Source organism: Acidovorax radicis (assembly GCF_020510705.1).
Classification (GTDB): Bacteria; Pseudomonadota; Gammaproteobacteria; order Burkholderiales; family Burkholderiaceae_C; genus Acidovorax; species Acidovorax radicis_A.
This window is the reverse complement of sequence record NZ_CP075184.1, coordinates 4556819-4573596: the sequence shown is the minus strand read 5'-3', so window position 1 is coordinate 4573596 and position 16778 is coordinate 4556819. Positions and strand designations below refer to the sequence as shown.

The 16778-nt window shown below is 65.7% G+C and carries 17 protein-coding genes; 3 read left to right on the top strand and 14 right to left on the bottom strand.

Annotation, left to right across the window (positions count from 1 at the left end):
• Positions 1 to 227 precede the first annotated feature (227 nt).
• Both KI609_RS20970 and KI609_RS20965 read right to left on the bottom strand, forming a co-directional pair.
• The gene (locus tag KI609_RS20970; protein WP_226450557.1) at positions 228 to 1058 is read right to left on the bottom strand and encodes a hypothetical protein; all 831 of its coding nucleotides are present in this window, start codon (positions 1056 to 1058) and stop codon (positions 228 to 230) included.
• Complete coding sequence (locus KI609_RS20965; protein ID WP_226445460.1) at positions 1058 to 2800, bottom strand: FMN-binding glutamate synthase family protein; 1743 nt, start codon at positions 2798 to 2800, stop codon at positions 1058 to 1060. Before KI609_RS20965 ends, KI609_RS20970 begins: the two co-directional genes overlap by 1 nt.
• A 247-nt stretch (positions 2801 to 3047) precedes the next feature.
• Here KI609_RS20965 and KI609_RS20960 point away from each other — a divergent pair, with 247 nt between their 5' ends.
• From KI609_RS20960 to KI609_RS23120, 3 genes are all read left to right on the top strand, one after another.
• A complete protein-coding gene (locus KI609_RS20960) occupies positions 3048 to 3899 on the top strand; it encodes a YecA family protein (protein WP_226445459.1) in 852 nt (283 codons plus the stop codon).
• A gap of 130 nt (positions 3900 to 4029) precedes the next feature.
• The gene (locus KI609_RS20955; protein ID WP_226445458.1) at positions 4030 to 5583 is read left to right on the top strand and encodes a SulP family inorganic anion transporter; all 1554 of its coding nucleotides are present in this window, start codon (positions 4030 to 4032) and stop codon (positions 5581 to 5583) included.
• A gap of 110 nt (positions 5584 to 5693) precedes the next feature.
• Positions 5694 to 5783 carry an SEC-C metal-binding domain-containing protein gene (locus KI609_RS23120; RefSeq protein ID WP_226445457.1) on the top strand — a complete coding sequence of 30 codons (90 nt, stop codon included), beginning with the start codon at positions 5694 to 5696 and terminating at the stop codon, positions 5781 to 5783.
• A gap of 197 nt (positions 5784 to 5980) precedes the next feature.
• Here the strand turns inward: KI609_RS23120 and KI609_RS20945 are convergent, their stop codons facing one another.
• The 12 genes from KI609_RS20945 to KI609_RS20890 form a co-directional block, all read right to left on the bottom strand.
• The gene (locus tag KI609_RS20945; RefSeq protein ID WP_226445456.1) at positions 5981 to 6448 is read right to left on the bottom strand and encodes a hypothetical protein; all 468 of its coding nucleotides are present in this window, start codon (positions 6446 to 6448) and stop codon (positions 5981 to 5983) included.
• Between the two features lie 170 nt (positions 6449 to 6618).
• Complete coding sequence (locus KI609_RS20940; protein ID WP_226445455.1) at positions 6619 to 7128, bottom strand: hypothetical protein; 510 nt, start codon at positions 7126 to 7128, stop codon at positions 6619 to 6621.
• 102 nt (positions 7129 to 7230) lie between these two features.
• Positions 7231 to 7641, bottom strand: coding sequence for a DUF6678 family protein (locus KI609_RS20935; RefSeq protein ID WP_226445454.1), 411 nt, complete (start codon positions 7639 to 7641; stop codon positions 7231 to 7233).
• An 86-nt stretch (positions 7642 to 7727) separates the two neighbouring features.
• The gene (locus KI609_RS20930; RefSeq protein ID WP_226445453.1) at positions 7728 to 8216 is read right to left on the bottom strand and encodes a nuclear transport factor 2 family protein; all 489 of its coding nucleotides are present in this window, start codon (positions 8214 to 8216) and stop codon (positions 7728 to 7730) included.
• Positions 8217 to 8269: 53 nt separating this feature from the next.
• Entirely contained in the window at positions 8270 to 9172 is a 903-nt protein-coding gene (locus KI609_RS20925; protein WP_226445452.1) for an alpha/beta fold hydrolase, read from the bottom strand.
• An 82-nt stretch (positions 9173 to 9254) separates the two neighbouring features.
• Positions 9255 to 9782, bottom strand: coding sequence for a CinA family protein (locus tag KI609_RS20920; protein ID WP_226445451.1), 528 nt, complete (start codon positions 9780 to 9782; stop codon positions 9255 to 9257).
• On the bottom strand, positions 9779 to 10309 hold the full coding sequence (locus KI609_RS20915; protein WP_226445450.1) for a phosphatidylglycerophosphatase A: 531 nt from the start codon (positions 10307 to 10309) through the stop codon (positions 9779 to 9781). Before KI609_RS20915 ends, KI609_RS20920 begins: the two co-directional genes overlap by 4 nt.
• Positions 10310 to 10452: 143 nt before the next feature.
• Positions 10453 to 12078 carry a DUF4139 domain-containing protein gene (locus KI609_RS20910; protein ID WP_413463446.1) on the bottom strand — a complete coding sequence of 542 codons (1626 nt, stop codon included), beginning with the start codon at positions 12076 to 12078 and terminating at the stop codon, positions 10453 to 10455.
• Positions 12079 to 12435: 357 nt separating this feature from the next.
• Positions 12436 to 12909 (bottom strand): universal stress protein, encoded by a 474-nt coding sequence (locus KI609_RS20905; protein ID WP_226445448.1) that lies wholly within the window; start codon positions 12907 to 12909, stop codon positions 12436 to 12438.
• Between the two features lie 74 nt (positions 12910 to 12983).
• Positions 12984 to 14180: an acetate/propionate family kinase gene (locus KI609_RS20900; protein ID WP_226445447.1), complete on the bottom strand. Its 1197-nt coding sequence runs from the start codon at positions 14178 to 14180 to the stop codon at positions 12984 to 12986.
• A complete protein-coding gene (locus KI609_RS20895; RefSeq protein ID WP_226445446.1) occupies positions 14177 to 15622 on the bottom strand; it encodes a bifunctional enoyl-CoA hydratase/phosphate acetyltransferase in 1446 nt (481 codons plus the stop codon). The genes KI609_RS20900 and KI609_RS20895 overlap by 4 nt, the downstream gene beginning before the upstream one ends.
• 24 nt (positions 15623 to 15646) lie before the next feature.
• Positions 15647 to 16777, bottom strand: coding sequence for an ABC transporter permease (locus KI609_RS20890; RefSeq protein ID WP_226445445.1), 1131 nt, complete (start codon positions 16775 to 16777; stop codon positions 15647 to 15649).
• Position 16778 lies beyond the last annotated feature (1 nt).

Sequence of the window (16778 nt, the reverse complement as noted above, 5' to 3'; positions counted from 1 at the left end):
CGCCGGGGCTTGCTCTCCCCGGGGGGTAACGGTGCAGAAGCGGGGCTGGTGGGGGCAGTGGCGGTAGGAGGGGGCATGGATAAGAAGAGGGGCAGATGAAAGCGCGGCCTGAACCATAGACGGACTGCACAGGGGGCGCTGTCAGCGGATGACCACAGCCCGCTAAGGACGGTTGCGTCTGTCGTCGAAACCTTGTGCTTTCAGAACTGTGTTTTCAGAACAGGCGCTTACCTGCCCAGCAGATCGTACGCCGCTCGCAAGCGCTGCAGGTCGCGGCCCAGTGTGCGGCCTGTGGGCAGGCAGCGAATCCACCCCAGGCGGCGGATGCTGGTGGCCAGCAGGGCCTGCATCTCTGCGTTGCCCTGCGTCACCCACGCGGCCCAGCGCTCGCGCGCCTCGGGCAGCATGCCGCTTTGGCGCAGGTAAAGGGCGGTGGAGTGGGCATAACACAGCGCGTCGCGCACATGGCACAGCGGCAGCGGCAGCACCGCAGCCGGATCGTCTTCAAAGTCGATGCAGACGACTGCGCCGCTGGGGTCGCGCACCATGTTGCGTGCGAAGGCCTGGCTCAGGCAGGTGCCCAGTCGGTGCACGTGGGTCAACGCGTCCAGCCCCTGCAGCCACAGCGAGAGCACGGCGGCGTGGTCGTCCGCGCGCAGGGCCCGCTCCATCGCGTTGCCCAGTGAATGGGCCTCCTCGCCCACACGGCCCAGGTGGCGCATGGCGAAACCATTCTCCTGGACGGCCAGCACCACCGGCACACGCACGCCGCGTGCGGCCAGTTCGTGCAGGCGACGCACTTCGGTGGCGATGGCGGCGGGGCCGCCCGGGTTGGGCACGGGGCGCAGCATGTCCAGCCGCAGCATGGCGGCCAGCACCGCCATGGCCCGGTAGCGGCCCATGCCGTGCGGGGGGCCTGCACGCTTCACCCAGATCTGTTCATGGCCCACCAAGTGGCCCATCACGCTGCGCGGCTGCGTGGCCAGTTGTTGCCGCAAAAACGCGCTGTAGTCGAGGGGGGCCTGTGGGGTGGGGCTTGCCAGGGTGTCCATCGTCATCATGCTGCCGCTTCTGCGCTCACCACTGCCGCAGTGCCTGCTGCGGCCGCCTGCACCATCTCCACATGATGCGGCACCGAAGGCTCCAGCGCTGGCTCGGTGGCCTGAAAGCTGTGGGCGCTGGCCAGGGGCCAGTACAGGCGGAACACGTTGTGTTGCGCGTCCAGCGGGCCCAGCAGCGCGCCAGGTTGCATGCGGGTGATGAGGTTGGAGAGCAGGCGCACCTCGGTGTCGCTGATGCGGCGCACGATGTGGTGGGCGGTGATGTCTTTGGGATGGCGCAGGCCTGCCGCCTGCACCAGCTCCTGCAGCGCATGCAGCGTGCTGCGGTGAAACTGCGCCACACGCGTGGCTTTGTCGGGCACCACCAGGGCCTGCTGGCGCACGGGGTCTTGCGTGGTCACGCCCGTGGGGCAATGCCCGGTGTGGCAGGTTTGCGCCTGGATGCAGCCCAGCGCCATCATGAAGCCGCGCCCCGCGTTGCACCAGTCGGCGCCCAGCGCCATCATGCGCGCGATGTCAAACGCGGTGATCACCTTGCCTGCGCAGCCAATGCGCACACGGTGGCGCAGGTTCACGCCCACCAGCGTGTTGTGCACCAGCAGCAGGCCCTCTTGCAGCGGCGCGCCCACGTGATCGGTGAACTCGACCGGCGCCGCCCCCGTGCCGCCCTCCGCGCCATCGACCACGATGAAGTCCGGCGTGATGCCCGTGACCAGCATGGCCTTGACGATGGCAAACCACTCCCAGGGGTGGCCCAGGCAAAACTTGAAGCCCGTGGGCTTGCCGCCGGACAGGGTGCGCAGCCGGGCAATGAATTGCATCATCTCGACCGGTGTGCGAAAGGCGCTGTGCTGCGCTGGCGAGATGCAGGCCTCGCCCTCGGCCACGCCGCGCGCGGCAGCGATCTCGGCCGTGACCTTTGCGCCGGGCAGGATGCCGCCGTGACCGGGTTTGGCGCCCTGGCTGAGCTTGAGCTCGATCATCTTGACCTGCGGGTCGGTGGCGTTGGCGGTAAAACGCTCCTCGCTGAACGTGCCGTCGGTATGGCGGCAACCAAAGTAGCCCGAGCCAATCTCCCAGATCAGGTCACCGCCGTGCACGCGGTGGTGCTGCGAGATCGAGCCTTCACCGGTGTCATGGGCAAAACCGCCGGCCTTGGCCCCTTGGTTGAGCGCCAGGATCGCGTTGGCTGACAGCGAGCCAAAACTCATCGCCGAGATGTTGAACACGCTGGCCTGATAGGGCTGGGTGCAGGGCGCGACCGAGGTTGAGGGCACATCGGGGCAACCGCCGATCCAGACCCGAAAGTCGTGCGATGGCAATTGGGTGGGCGCCATCGAATGGTTCACCCACTCATAGCCGCGCGCGCCCACGTCCAGGTGCGTGCCAAACGGGCGGTTGTCCGGGTCGCCTTTGGCGCGCTGGTACACCAGCGAGCGCTGTGCGCGCGAGAACGGCGCGGCCTCGCTGTCGCTCTCGATGAAATACTGGCGCACCTCGGGCCGCACATATTCGAGCATGAAGCGGATATGCCCGATGACCGGGTAGTTGCGCAAAATGGCATGGCGCGACTGCTGCAGGTCATACACCCCCAGGGCCACCAGCGGCCCCAGCACCAAGACGCCCGACAACCCCACGCCGAAGGCCACCAGCGCAAACAGCGACAACAGCAGCCCGAAAACACACAGCGCAAAGGTGGTGTAGCGCACGGGGTACAAGGAGTTCAGGCGGTGGATCATGGGCGTCCTGTGGAGGCTGTTTTTTTGGCGGCGGCTGGGCAGCGGGGCTACACTGGCGGCCTTTCCGGATGGTTGCCCACTGCAAAAAAGTGGTGTTCGCGCTGCGCAAGCGGCGCCATCGCGGTGCCTGCCCGGAGTGACCCTGCCTGCACATCGCGGGCCACGCCCAAGCTTGGCACCCTGCGCATCATAAAAGGTAACGTTTGCTGCCCGCACCCCTTTATTCTCCCTTGACGACAGGAGCCCCATGACTGATTCCACCCTTCCCATCCCCGGCGCCGAAGAGATCGATGCCATCGCCGTGGTGTCGGCCCTGGGCCCTGACGATCTCGAAGAAATTGACAACATCCTGGACGACCTGCGCACGCGTGGCGAAGAGATTCCGCAGTGGGAGTTTTGTGATGGCTATATGGCGGCGCTGATCTGCAGCCGCCGCCCCATCGCGCCTGCCGAATACCTGCCCATGCTGCTGGGCGATGGCGTAGAACTTGATGTGGCCGATGGCGAAGCGTTGCCTTTGCTGCCCGCCTTTGCCGACGCTGCCCAGCAGGCCCGTTTCATCGAGCTGTGGATGCGCCGCTGGAACGAGGTGGTGACCCAGCTCGACGATGACGTCAAAACGCTGGACGACGACCGCACCTACCAGCCCGAGGCCATGGACATGCGCGGTGCCGTGGCCAGCCTGACCGACGAGCAGCGCGCCGAGATGGGCGACGACCAGGAGATCCCGTCCTTTGGCCAGGTGTGGGCCCTGGGCTTCATGTTCGCGGTAGAAAACTGGCCCGAGGACTGGGCCGCACCGCGCGACAAGGAGGCGGCCAAATGGCTGGATGATGCCCTGCAGAGCATCGTCGCCCTGACCGAAGACGACACGGGCAAGCCCGAGGTCTGCATGTACGACGAGAACGGCCCACCCAGCACCAGCCAGGCGCGCGTCGAGGCCTTTGGCGAAGCCATCTGGGCCGTGTACGACCTGCGCCAGCTGTGGAAGAGCATGGGCCCGCGCGTGGAGACGGTGCGCAAGGCCCCCGAGCCGGGGCGCAATGACCCCTGCCACTGCGGCAGCGGCAAAAAGTACAAGAAGTGCCACGGCGCTTAATTTTGTTGGGTAGTTTGCTATTAATTGAATAGCTATTGGCGCTTGATGGATAAGCGCTAGAGCCTGTTTTGATCTGAAATTCCTCGCAGCGCGCCTTCGGGCGCGCTTTGCTTTTTGCAGGGCACTCCGCATGAACCCTTCCACCCTGACCCGTCTGCGCGCCGAATGGGCGCCCAGCATTCCGCGCGAGCTGCTGGCCGGGGCTGTGGCCACGTTTGCGCTCATCCCCGAAGTCATCGCGTTCTCCTTCGTGGCGGGCGTGGACCCTTCGGTGGGGCTCTTCGCTTCGTTTGTCATCAGCCTGGTCATCGCCTTCACCGGCGGGCGGCCTGCGATGGTGTCGGCGGCGGCAGGCTCGGTGGCGCTGGTGGCTGCGCCGCTGGTGCAGTCGCACGGGCTGGGCTACCTGCTGGCGGCGGGGCTGCTGGCAGGCGCGGTGCAGGTGGCGTTTGGGCTGATGAAGCTGGGCGTGTTGATGCGCTTCGTGTCCAGCTCGGTGCGCACGGGCTTCGTCAATGCGCTGGCCATCCTGATCTTTGCCGCGCAACTGCCGCACCTGCACGGCGCCAGCACGGCCACCTGGGGGGCGCTGGCGTTGGGGCTGGCGCTCATCTACGGCCTGCCGTGGCTGGGCCAGCGGCTGGCATGGCCTGCGCTCACCGCCATTCCGTCACCGCTGATCTGTGTGGTGGTGCTCACGGTGCTGGCATCGGCGCTGGGGCTGCACCTGCCCACGGTGGGTGACCTGGGCAAACTGCCCGACGCGTTGCCTGTGTTTGCGCTGCCGCAGGTGCCTGTGTCGCTCGAAACGCTGCGCATCATCCTGCTGCCCGCACTGGCGATTGCCATGGTGGGCCTGCTCGAATCGGTGCTGACCGCCGCCGTGGTCGATGAGCTGACCGATACCCCCAGCGACAAGAACCGCGAATGCGCGGGCCTGGGCCTTGCCAACATCGCGGCCAGCCTGTTTGGCGGCATTGCGGGCTGCGGCATGATCGGCCAGGCCGTGGGCAACGTGAAATACGGCGGGCGCGGGCGCCTGTCCACACTGTTCGCTGGCGTGTTTCTGCTCATCCTCATGGTGGCGCTCAAGCCCTGGGTGTCGCAGGTGCCGGTGATTGCGCTGGTGGCCATCATGGTCATGGTGTCGGCAGAGACGTTCGATTGGAAATCGCTCGGCGCCCTGGTGCGCCACCCGCGCCTGTCCAGCGCCGCCATGCTGGCCACCGTGGCCGTCACCATCGCCACCCACAACCTGGCCGCCGGCGTGGCCGTGGGCGTGGTGCTCAGCGGGGTGTTTTTTGCGTTCAAGGTCTCGCGCATGCTGGAGGTGCGTGTGCACGACGATGCGGATGGCGCCGATCACGCAGATGGCGCTGGTGCCACGGCCTTGGGCCAGCGCACCTGGCGCGTGTCCGGCCAGGTGTTTTTTGCCTCGGCCGACGCGTTCATCGAAGCGTTTGACGTGCTGGGCGCCGAGGGCCGCACGGTGGCCATCGACGTGACGCACGCCCACTTCTGGGACATCACCGCCGTGGCCGCGCTCGACAAGGTGGTGCTGCGCCTGCGTCACCATGGCTGCGCGGTGCAGGTGCTGGGGCTCAACGCTGCCAGCGCAGTGTTGATCGACCGCATGGGGAGCGATGCGGCCCCAGCCGGGGCGAAGGGCGGGGCGGGTGGTTGAGCGGGGAGGGTGCCGCTGGCGTTTTAGCGAAGGCGACCAGCCCCGCAGCACACCCAGCAGGCCCAGCGCTTGGCGGCTGAATTTTCGTCGCCGTGCATAGCATTCGATGCATGTTCAGCCGCAATGAGCCGTGCCGTTGCGGCAGTGGTACGAAGTACCAGCGCGACACGGGTTCTGAGGTGGGAAAACTGATAATTTGATAGCTACTAGCGCTTATTGGATAAGCGCTAGAACCCAATTTGGCTTGAGGTTTTCACTGCCACCTAGTGCCGATGTGTGGGCGAGGTTCAAGGTGGGTGGCTGCCTGTCGCTGATCGAGCACAGTGCTAGGGCGCTTTGGGCCCTAAGCCGTCGTAGCAGCTATGCCAAAGCAGACATCGTCATCCCGGCGAACAGACTACGATTTTCCCCTTGCTGCGGCCTCGTATCTGTCCAAGAGCCGTTGGAGAGTCGCACGCTCCTCGTCAGAAATGCCGTTCCCAAGGTCAACGACGATACCGTTGATGAGGTAGTACTCGGTGTCGTTTCGAATGGTCCCTCTTTTGGTGACGCGCTTGTAAGACGAACCGTATCGACGCCGGACCTCAGATGCAGTTATCAATCCGGAAGCGCGAAGAGCCTCGTCAAGGGCTGCGACGCCGGCTGCCCGTTTATCGCTCAACTCCTCGATGACGTCGTTCGCCGCTTGGCGAAGCCCCTCGAGTGCCTTTGACTTGCCATGCTGCTCGATCATGGCCGCACACACGGTTTCAATGCTGAAGGTTGAGGTTGGGGTCACGCCCGAGACATTGGTCGTATAGAAGGAAACGAACGCCAGCAATTCTTGGAATTCGCGCTCGCGGTCTGGTGAAAGGGGCCGTGTCATCGATGGTACTGGGCTAAACAGGATGGTCTGCTCTTGGCCGAATTCTGCCCTATGCGCCAGAGCTCTGTGGGACTGCTGCAGACAGTCGTGGCCAGCCAAGAATGACCCTCAAAGGACACGGACACAGACAGGGCAAATCCATTGCATGTCTGCTGAAGCGAACTGAGGCGTTAGCGTGCACGAGGGATGACACGTGTGAGCCATGAAAAGTAGAGGATTTGCCAGAGCAAGGCAGCAAGAAAGGTCCAGAGCCAATCGTAATTGCCTCCAATTGCAGCCAGATTTTGGGCGAGTGCAAGCTTGTCAAAGCGATAGGCCGAGACGATGCCGTATCGAAAGACCCAGACAACGCCCCAATAAACCACCCACACGATGACTGTCGACCAGAACCACACTCCGAAAGAAAGGCAGTTGAAGAGCGCCGCGAACGAATCGTTCTTGTCACCACCCGCAGCGTCATAAACCCTTGTGAATCCCACGAAGGTAACAATGAGCACGCTTACGAACTCAAAAAGGCTCAGCAGCGTCCATGGCGGGTTCGCCCAAGTGAATGCTCCGTAAAAGATGACTGACCCAAACACCAAATTGCTCAGCATTAGGTACGCAACCTCTCGGTTTGAAACCTGACCAGCAACAAAGCGCTTGGCAAATCTACGGGGTCGAAACCAGTCGTAACGCATTTGATTAGTGATACTTGTCGTTGAAGTTCAGAAGCCGCCGTGTGCAGTTCGATGGAATGACGGAAAACCAGAGTCGTGTGTATATGGACCGCTTCTGGCCGCTCACTGCCACACTGGCTGCGGTCCGGGGTGGGTGTAGCCCCACACCCGCACGACGTCATCTTCTATCGAGTAGGGGATGCTATGACGCCGGAGAATTCCATGGAGCCAATCCGTAGAGGTGGCTTGCAGTTCCATCCACTCCAAGTCTGCGACCGGGTGGACGTGGTAATAAAACTCCCCATCCCAATCGGTGCAGAAGTCAGGTGGTGCGAACACGCTGCGAGCACGAAATTGGGGATGCTGCTCGGAAGGCGCCGCAAGCATCTCGGCGCGAAGTTCCGCCCACTTCGTGTGATTGAGAACGGGGTGCAGCTCGCCACGGCTAACCATCCCAGCCAAACGATTCATTTCAGACTTGCTCGGTCGAGGCATTGTCTTTGGACCCCATCCAAATTTGTGCTCAATGGTCATGGTGCATCCAATGTCCGGTTGAATCTGCCGCCGAGAGCCGTAATTCCCAATGCGCTGAGCGATCCGCGTCACCGCAACACCACCTCTCACCCCTGCGCCAAAAACTTCTTCAAGTTCCCCGCCGCCGTACTCCGCACCTTGCGCTTGAGCGAGGGCGACCAGCCCAGCAGCATGCCCGGCAGGCCCAGCGCCTGGCGTGACCAGCTCCAGAAGTTGAAGCGGTCGCGGTGCGTGGCAATCAGCCCGTCGGGCGTGAAGGTGAACGTGCCGTCGATGATGTTGTGCACCTTGCGCCCCGTGGCGCTGAAGAGGTAGTCGGCCTCCCAGTGCACCTTGCCACCCGTGCCGTCGGCGTCGATGCCGCTGAACGCGAGCTTCCAGTGCTCGGCGGCACCTGGCTTTTTGGTGGCGGTGCACAGCATGCGCCACATGCCGCCGATCTGGTCGCGGCCCTTGAGCGAGAAGGCTTCGTCGTCAAAGGTGGCGTTGGGCGCGTAGCAGGCGGCCATGGTGGCGTGGTCGAGCTGTGCGAAGGCGGTGTAGAAGCGTTGCAGGGTCTGGGCGTTGGGGTGCATGAAGAAGGCTTCCGGCTGGGTGAAAAAACAAAGATGCGGGATGGAGCAGGGTGTCAGCGCATGAAGGCGCGCAGCGCGTGGGCCGTGGCTTCAGGCAGTTGCTCGGGGATAAAGTGGCCTGCGGGCACAGCCTGGCCCGTCACCACGCCCGCGCATTGCGCCTGCCATAGCGCCAGCGGATCGAACAGGCGGTGAACTACGCCGTGTTCGCCCCAGATCACCAGCGTGTCGCACGCGATCTTCTCGCCGCGCGCGCGGCTTTCGCGGTCATGCTCCAGGTCGATGCCTGCGCTGGCGCGGTAGTCCTCGCATGCGGTGTGGATGGCCTCGGGCGTGCAAAAGCAGCGTTCGTAGTCGGCCAGGGCCTGGGGCTCGATGTGGGCCAGGCCCGCGCTGCCCCAGCCGCCCAGCTTGGCGTGCAGGTAGGCGCGGGCGTTGCCGCCGATCATGGTCTCGGGCAGCGGGGCGGGCTGGATCAGGTGGAACCAGTGGTAGTAGGCGCGCGCAAAGTCCATGTCGGTGCGGGCGTACATGTCGAGCGTCGGGGCGATGTCGATCACGCACAGCTTGCGCACGCGCGCCGCGTGGTCCAGCGCCAGGCGGTGCGCCACGCGGCCGCCCCGGTCGTGGCCGCACAGAAAGAAGTGGTCGTGGCCCAGCGCGGTCATCACCTCGGCCATGTCCAGCGCCATGGCGCGTTTGCTGTAGTTGCTGTGGTCGGGTTGGCCGGGCGCGTGGGATGAGTCGCCATAGCCGCGCAGGTCGGGCAGCACCAAAAAGTAGTCGTGCGCCAGCTGCTGTGCCACGCGGTGCCACAGCGCATGGGTTTGGGGGAAGCCGTGCAGCAGCAACAGCGGCGGGGCGCCTACCGTGCCGCCTGTGCGCACAAAAATATCGGCGCCCGTGGTGGCAATGCGGTGGGTGGTGAAACCTTCAAACCAGGCAGGGGTTGTCATGGCGTAAGGGGTGGGTTGGTGGGGTGGGGTGAGGTGCGCGGCAGGGCTGCAACGCCCACCCCATCGGTTGCCAAGGCCGTGTTCAGCCGAGGAGGAAGCCGAGCAGGCGCTGCAGCGCGTAGCGCACCGTGGCCGCGCGAACGGCGGCGCGGTCGCCCGCAAAGTGCTGCATCTCACTGTGGGTTTCGCCGTTCACGCACCAGGCGAACCACACGGTGCCCACGGGTTTGGCGTCGCTACCGCCGGTAGGGCCCGCCACGCCGGTCACGGCCAGGCTGACCTGTGCGCGGGAGTGGGCAAGCGCCCCATCGGCCATGGCGCGGGCCACGGCCTCGCTCACGGCGCCGTCCTGTTCGATCAGGGCGGCGGGCATGCCGAGCATGTCGGTTTTGGCGGCGTTGGAGTAGGTGACAAATCCGCGCTCGAACCAGTCGCTGGCACCCGAGAGGTCGGTGCAGGCCGCAGCGATCATCCCGCCGGTGCAACTCTCGGCCGTGGCCAGCTGGTGCCGCTGTTTCAGCAGTAGCAGAGAAATTTGAGTCAAATTGGCATCTGGCGCTGATGTATCAAGCGCTAGTAGCTCTTTATTTGATAGCGAGGTGATTGTCATAGAAATCTCCACAGTGCAACGACCAGCAACGTGCAAAAGGCTGCCACAAAGTCGTCCCACAAGATACCCCAGCCCCCGCGCCAGCCAAAGCCCTTGAACAGGCTGTCGGCCCAGCCCACGGGGCCGGGCTTGGCCGCATCAAAAAAGCGGAACAGTGCGAACGCCGTGAGCTGGCCCCAGAAGCCCATGGGCATGGCCAGCCACAGCACGAGCCAGAAAGCCACCACTTCGTCCCACACGACGGCGCCAGGGTCGGCCACGCGCAGATGGAGCGCCGTGGTGGTGCAGGCCCACCAGCCCACCACGGTGCTGGCCACAATCAGCCAGCCCATGGGGCCCGGGGCAAGCCACTGCTGCAGCACGAGGTAAGCCAGCCATGCCCACAGCGTGCCGACCGTGCCCGGCGCCTTGGGCGCCAGGCCGGCGCCAAAACCCAGTGCGATGAAATGGGCCGGGTGCGAGAGCATGAAAGCCACCGTAGGGCGGCGAGGGGCTGAAGAGGGGGCGAAAGGAGGATTGGGTGTCATATCTACGATCAACGGCGCGCCCTATGAAACTGACGCAGCCCATACCAGTGCACCCGTGGAACTGGCTGTGCCAGGCCACCGGGTGCGTCCCCCTCCCGCGCAGCGAGAGAGGGGTGAAGGCGCGAAGCGCCTCAGGGGGTGCTTCATCTTCTTTCCAGCAGCTCAATGTCTTTGGGGTAACGGATGGTGTGCTCTGCGCTGAACTGCGCCGTGGCGCCTGCGGCCAGCGGCTGCTGCCAGGCCACGGTGCCGGGGCTGCGGTTCCAGGCCATGTCGGTCGGCTGGGGCTGGTAGCGGGATTCGACCTCGATCTTTTCGTTGCGCGACACCGGGGCGGCGTGCAGCACCTGCAGCGTGATAGCGGTCTTGTGGCGGTTTTCCACGCTGTAGCTGCGGCGCGTTTTGCGCTCGGTGCGCGAGCCGGTAAAGCCGGTGCTGCCGGTCAAATCCTGGACAGGTTCGGCCCGTACGGTGACCAGCTCATCGCGGCCAAACGACAGGCTGGTGCTGCCTGCGGGTGCGCCCGCACTGGGTGTACCAAAGTCAATGCGCCCGCTGCCGACGAAGGCGCCGTCGCGGTACAGGCCTGCAGTCCCCGCAGGCCATACACCGGGCGGCTGGGCGATGTGGGCGACCAGATACGCGGCCTCTTCCATGGCGGGCGCTGTGCGGGTGATCAGCGTGGCGGGCGTGCTGTGGTTGCCCAGCGCCAGCGTCACACGCTGGCCGCTGGAGGGCACGGTGATGCGCTGGGGCACGGCGAACTCGGTGGCGAAGCCTTTGTCGAGGGCGCTGACGTCGAATGTGGGCATGGCTTCTTCGGCTGCATTGCGTGACCGGGACAGCGTGGCGATGGTGGGCGCTGGTGCGGGCGCCATCGCCATGGCCGGTGCCAGTGCGCCAGCGGTTTGCGGCGGCGGCGCCACATTCAGCCACCACGGGCGCGGTAGTTGCCCTTGCGTGGCGCGGCCCGGCTGGCCGGTGGAGAGCGTGAGCTGCACGTTGCCCCAGTCCTCGCCACTGTTTTGTGCCACCAGCGCCTGGCGTTCGATCAGCACGGTGGATTTGGTGGCATCCAGTGTGGCGCGATAGGTGGGCTGCCAGCCGGGGCCGCGCACCTGGTAGGACAGCCGCAGCTCGGCCTCGCGCTCAGCGGCCAGGTGGATGGTGACCGACACCACCCGCGCGCGCAGGCTGGCCACGCGGTCGCGTTCGGCCACCAGGGGTTTGAGCGACAGCTCCAGCGCCTCTTGTTTGCGCTTGAGCTGGTGCGTGCGGTTGAAAGCGTCCTGCCCGGATTTGCGCAGCACATCGGCCGTTGCCGTGATCTGCGCGGGTGTCGTGCCGGTTACGCGGCCATGGGTGGCGTCTTCGCCGGGGTTGGTATTGGTGTTGGCCACGCTGCGCAGATAGCTGTCCACCAGCTGCAAGGCCGAGGCCTCGGCCTTTACCCCGGCGATCTGGTCCTCCAGCTCGCGGATGCGGCCATCGAGCGGGCTGGCGCAGGCCGTCACCACATCGCGGTCTTCGGTCAACACGTTGAACTCGCCGACCCGCACGGCGGCGTCAGCGTCGATTTGCAGGCTTTGCACATCCAGCGACGCGGGCAGGCAGGTCAGCGTGAGGTTGCGCGCGCCGGCAGGCACTTTGGCCACACGCTCCACCGTTGCACTGCCGGGGTAGACGGTGACGCGGGCAATGCGCGAGGCGTCGCCCGAGGCGCGGGAGGTGTCCTGTGCCCACACCGAAGTGGTTGCGTTGCACAGCATGGCAAGCCCTGCAAGACTGGCATGGCCCAGAGGCCGAAAAAGGCGCAAGGCAATAGGCGGGTGGGTCACGATGCTCCTCGGGCGGGGTGGACGAAGGGAATGGTTTGCGATGCTAGCAGCCGGTCGACATCACCGTGCGCCGGGCAGCTCTTGGGCAGGAGCGAATTGCGCGGTGCGCTAGGTGAGTCCGATGAGCCAGGCGCACCGTTCGGGCCACTGCGGTGGGGTAACGCGGGCGCCACGTCGGGGGCGGGCCCCGTCGTTGCCCACAAAGCCTATACCCAGGGCCTCATGCTCCGCAATCCAAAGGCTTGCGGGCCCCGCAGACGCCACGGAGCAACCGCAAACGGGGTGTGCTCAGGCGATGTGGGGAGCGGCACCGGCGGGCAGGCGCACCAGCAGCACAGGCACGGGCGAAGTGCGCGCGATCTGCTCTGCGTCGCTGCCCATCAGCACGCGCTCCAGCCCTCGGCGCCCATGCGTGCCCAGCACGATCAGGTCGGCGCCCCAGGCGCTGGCGTGCTCCACCACGAGCTGCGCGACACGCGCATTCAGGTTTTCGATCAGCACGGTGTCCACCGCAACCCCTTCTTGCTTCACACGCGCGCTCGCCTGTTGCAGCAAGGCTTCACCGGCTTTTCTGAGGCGGGGCAATACTTCCTGGCTGTAGACCTCGGGGCGCTCGAAGCCGCTGATGTGGGCCAGCGGGTCCATCACGTTCAGCAGGCGGATGCGGCCGCCGGTGGCCCGGGCAAGCGCTGCGGCCTGGGCCACGGCGTGGTCTGAGGTGGGGCTGCCGTCGACGGCAACGAGGATATGTTGGTAACTCATGGCGGGACCGACTCCTGCCCCGGATCGGGGTCGTGTCATTGTGACCGAGCTGCGGAGGTTTGATAGGGGTTGGATCAAGGCATCGTGAGCGCCATGGCATGCCAGGCAGCAATCCACTCCTCGTTGGTGGGCTCTACCGCCACGGGCACGCGGCTGGTGGGGCTGGAGATGAGGGGGGCATTTTGTGCGTTGGCATCCGCGTCGAGCGCCACACCCAGGTAAGTCAATCCCTGGCAGATGCGTGTGCGGATCACCGTGTTGTGCTCGCCGATGCCGGCGGTGAACACCAGCATGTCCAGGCCACCCAGCACCGCCACGAGGGCGCCGATCTCGCGCACGATGCGGCGTACGTACAGTGCCAGCGCGGCCTCGGCGCGCGCGTGGCCGGCCTCTTGTGCCAGCAGCACCCGGGGGTCGGAGGAGACGCCCGAGAGCCCGAGCAGGCCCGACTGGTGGTACAGCAGGTGGCCCACGTCTTCGAGCGAGAGTTTTTCGATCTCCATCAGGTACAGCACGGCGCCGGGGTCCAGGGCGCCGCAGCGTGTGCCCATCATCAGGCCGTCGAGCGCCGAAAAACCCATGGTGGTGGCCATGCTGTGCAAGCCCTGCATGGCACACAGGCTGGCACCGCTGCCCAGGTGGGCGACGATGGTTCGGCCGCGCGCAGCATCGCCATAGCGCTCGGCCAGCGCGACGGACATGAATTCGTACGACAGGCCGTGAAAGCCGTAGCGGCGCAGGCCGCGTTCCCAGGCGTCCCAGGACAGCGGCAGCATCTTCTCGACGTCGGGCAGGGTGTGGTGGAAAGCCGTGTCAAAACACGCCACCTGCGGCAAGCCGGGCAGCGTGGTGAGCAGTGCTTCGATGGCTTCCAGCGCAAACGGTTGGTGCAGTGGCGCCAGGGGGATGTAGGTCTTGAGGTCGGCCAGCACGTGGGCATCCACACGCACCGGGTCAGCGTATTGGGTGCCGCCATGCACCACGCGGTGCGCTACCGCAGCGATGTGGTGGCCGCCCTGCGCCATGCGTGCCATCACGCGCATGCGGATGTACTGCAGCGCCGCGTGGTAGGGCAGCGCCGCGTCCAGAGCCACCGGGCCGGGCGTCACGCCGGTCTCTCCAAAGGTGGGTGTGGGGCTGGTGATGCCGTCCACCTTGCCGTTCCACAAAGGCTTGCGCGCCAGGGGTTGTAGGGGCTGCGTGGGGGTCTCAAACAGCGCAAACTTGATGCTCGACGAGCCGCAGTTGAGAACCAGGACCAGGGCGCTCACAGCGGGGCCTTCTGGTAGTGCCGGGCCAGCAACACGGCCACGGCGCACGATGCCATGCGCGTTTCGCGCGAATCGGCACGGCTGGTCAGCACGATGGGAACGCGCGCACCGAGCACGATGCCGGCGCAGGCGGCGTCACCCAGGTATTCGAGCTGCTTGGCCAGCATGTTGCCGCTTTCAAGATCGGGCACGACCAGGATGTCAGCGCGCCCCGCCACTTCAGAGACGATACCCTTGGTGCGCGCAGCGGCGATGGAGATGGCGTTGTCGAAGGCCAGCGGGCCGTCGAGCAGCCCGCCGGTGATCTGGCCCCGATCGGCCATCTTGCACAGCGCGGCGGCGTCGATCGTGGCGGGCATGTGCGGGTTGATGGTTTCCACGGCAGCCAGAATGGCCACGCGCGGCTGGGCAACGCCAATGGCATGTGCCAGGTCGATGGCATTGCGCACGATGTCCGCCTTGTCCTGCAGCGTGGGGGCGATGTTGATGGCGGCGTCGGTGATGATGAAGGGGCGCGGGTAGGCCGGTGTCTGCATCACATAGCAGTGGCTCACGCGCCGCTTGGTGCGCAGGCCGCCCTGGCTGGCGACCACGGCCGCCATGAGTTCATCGGTGTGCAGGCTGCCCTTCATCAGCGCCTGCACCCGGCCCTCCAGCACCAGCTCGACGGCCCGTGCGGCCGCAGCGTGGCTGTGGGGCACGTCTTCGATGGCAATGCCCGCCAGGTCCAGGCCGTTTTCCTGCGCCACGGCGAGCAGCCGCGCGCGCGGGACCACCAGCACCGGCTCGATCAGGCCGGCGGCGCGTGCATCCAGCGCGCCCGAAAGGCTGAGGGCATCACACGGGTGCACCACCGCCACCCGCAGCGCACCGAGCGGGCGCACATGGTCGAGCAGCCGCTGCAGGCCGTCGTTACCCACCGTCATGCGCACCTCGGGCAAGGTGGTGCGGGGGCGTTCGATGTGTTCGGTCGGGGCCAATACATCGGCCTCACCGCTGATGGCGGTGACACCGTCCTGGTTGATGCAGGTGCAGGCCAGCGTCAGGCGTTTTTTCTCTTCGTGGCGCGCGGTCACGGTGACGCTGATGCGCAAGGTGTCGCCCACATGCACCGGGGCCAGGAACTTGAGCGTCTGCCCCAGGTAAACGGTGCCGGGGCCGGGCAGGCGGGTGCCCAGCACTGCCGAGATCAGCGCGCCGCCCAGCATGCCGTGGGCAATGACGCCGTGAAAGCGCGTGGAGGCGGCATATTCGGCGTCCAGGTGCTGCGGGTTGACGTCGCCCGAGAGCACGGCAAAGAGCTCAATGTCCTGCGTGGTCAGCGTGCGTTCAATGCTGGCGCTGTCGCCCACGGCGATTTCATCGAACGTGCGGTTGCGGATGGTGCGCAGCTTGTCACCGGCGGCGGTCGCGGAGGATGGGGCGGACAGGATGTCTGGCATGGGGCTCCGAAGGGTGGGGAAGGATCAGGCCATCTGGCTGATGGTCTTGCGAAAACGGGCCAGCGAAGCCGCGAACAGTACGCCGCCGATGGCCAGGATGGCCAGGCATTGGGGCCAGACCACATCGAGGCCCGCACCCCGGTAAAGGATGGCCTGCGCGGCCGCCACGAAATGCGTGGTGGGTGCGGCGAGCATCACGTTCTGCACCAGGGCCGGCATGCTTTCGCGCGGCGTGACACCACCGGACAGCAGTTGCAGCGGCAGCAGGGTCAGCACCAGCAGCATGCCGAACTGCGGCATGGAACGGGCCACCGTTGCCAGGAAGATGCCCATGGACGTGGTGGCAAAAAGGTGCAGAGCCGCCAGGCCCATGAACAGCAGCACCGACCCCTGCACCGGCACATGCAGGGCCCCCTGCACCACGAACACCAGCGCCACCAGCGCGGCCAGCACCACCACTAGCCCCATGGACCAGACCTTGGCCAGCATGATCTCGCCGGGTGTTACGGGCATGACCAGCAGGTGCTCGATGGTGCCATGCTCGCGTTCGCGGATCAGCGCCGCTCCGGTCAGGATGATGGACAGCATGGTGACGTTGTTGATGATTTCCATCAGCGCGCCAAACCAGGCATGTTCCAGATTGGGGTTGAAGCGCATGCGCACGTTCAGGTCCACCGGCAGCTGGGTACCGCCGCGATAGCGCTGCACGAATTCGCTCACCTCGGCCGCCACAATCTGCTGCACATAGCCGCTGCCCGTGAAGGCCTGGCTCATGCGCGTGGCGTCCACATTGAGCTGGATCGCGGGTGCCAGCCCGGCCAGCACCTCGCGCTGGAAGTTGGGCGGAATGTCGAGCACGAAGGTGTATTGGCCGTTGTCCATGCCGGCATCCATCTCGGCCAGCGTGATCAGGCGCGGCGTGATGAACTGCGGTGGGTAAAAGCTGCTCACGATGCGCGCCGACAGGGGCGAGTCGTCCTCATCCACGATGGCGATGGAGGCCTTGTGCAGGCCCTCGGGCATGGCGGTGGCTGCCACGTAGATCGACACCGTGAACGTGTAGGCAATCAGCACCAGCATCATGGGGTCGCGCACGAGGCTCCACAACTCCTTGATGCCCAGGCGCCAGATGTTGGCAATGGACGCGGTGCGCATG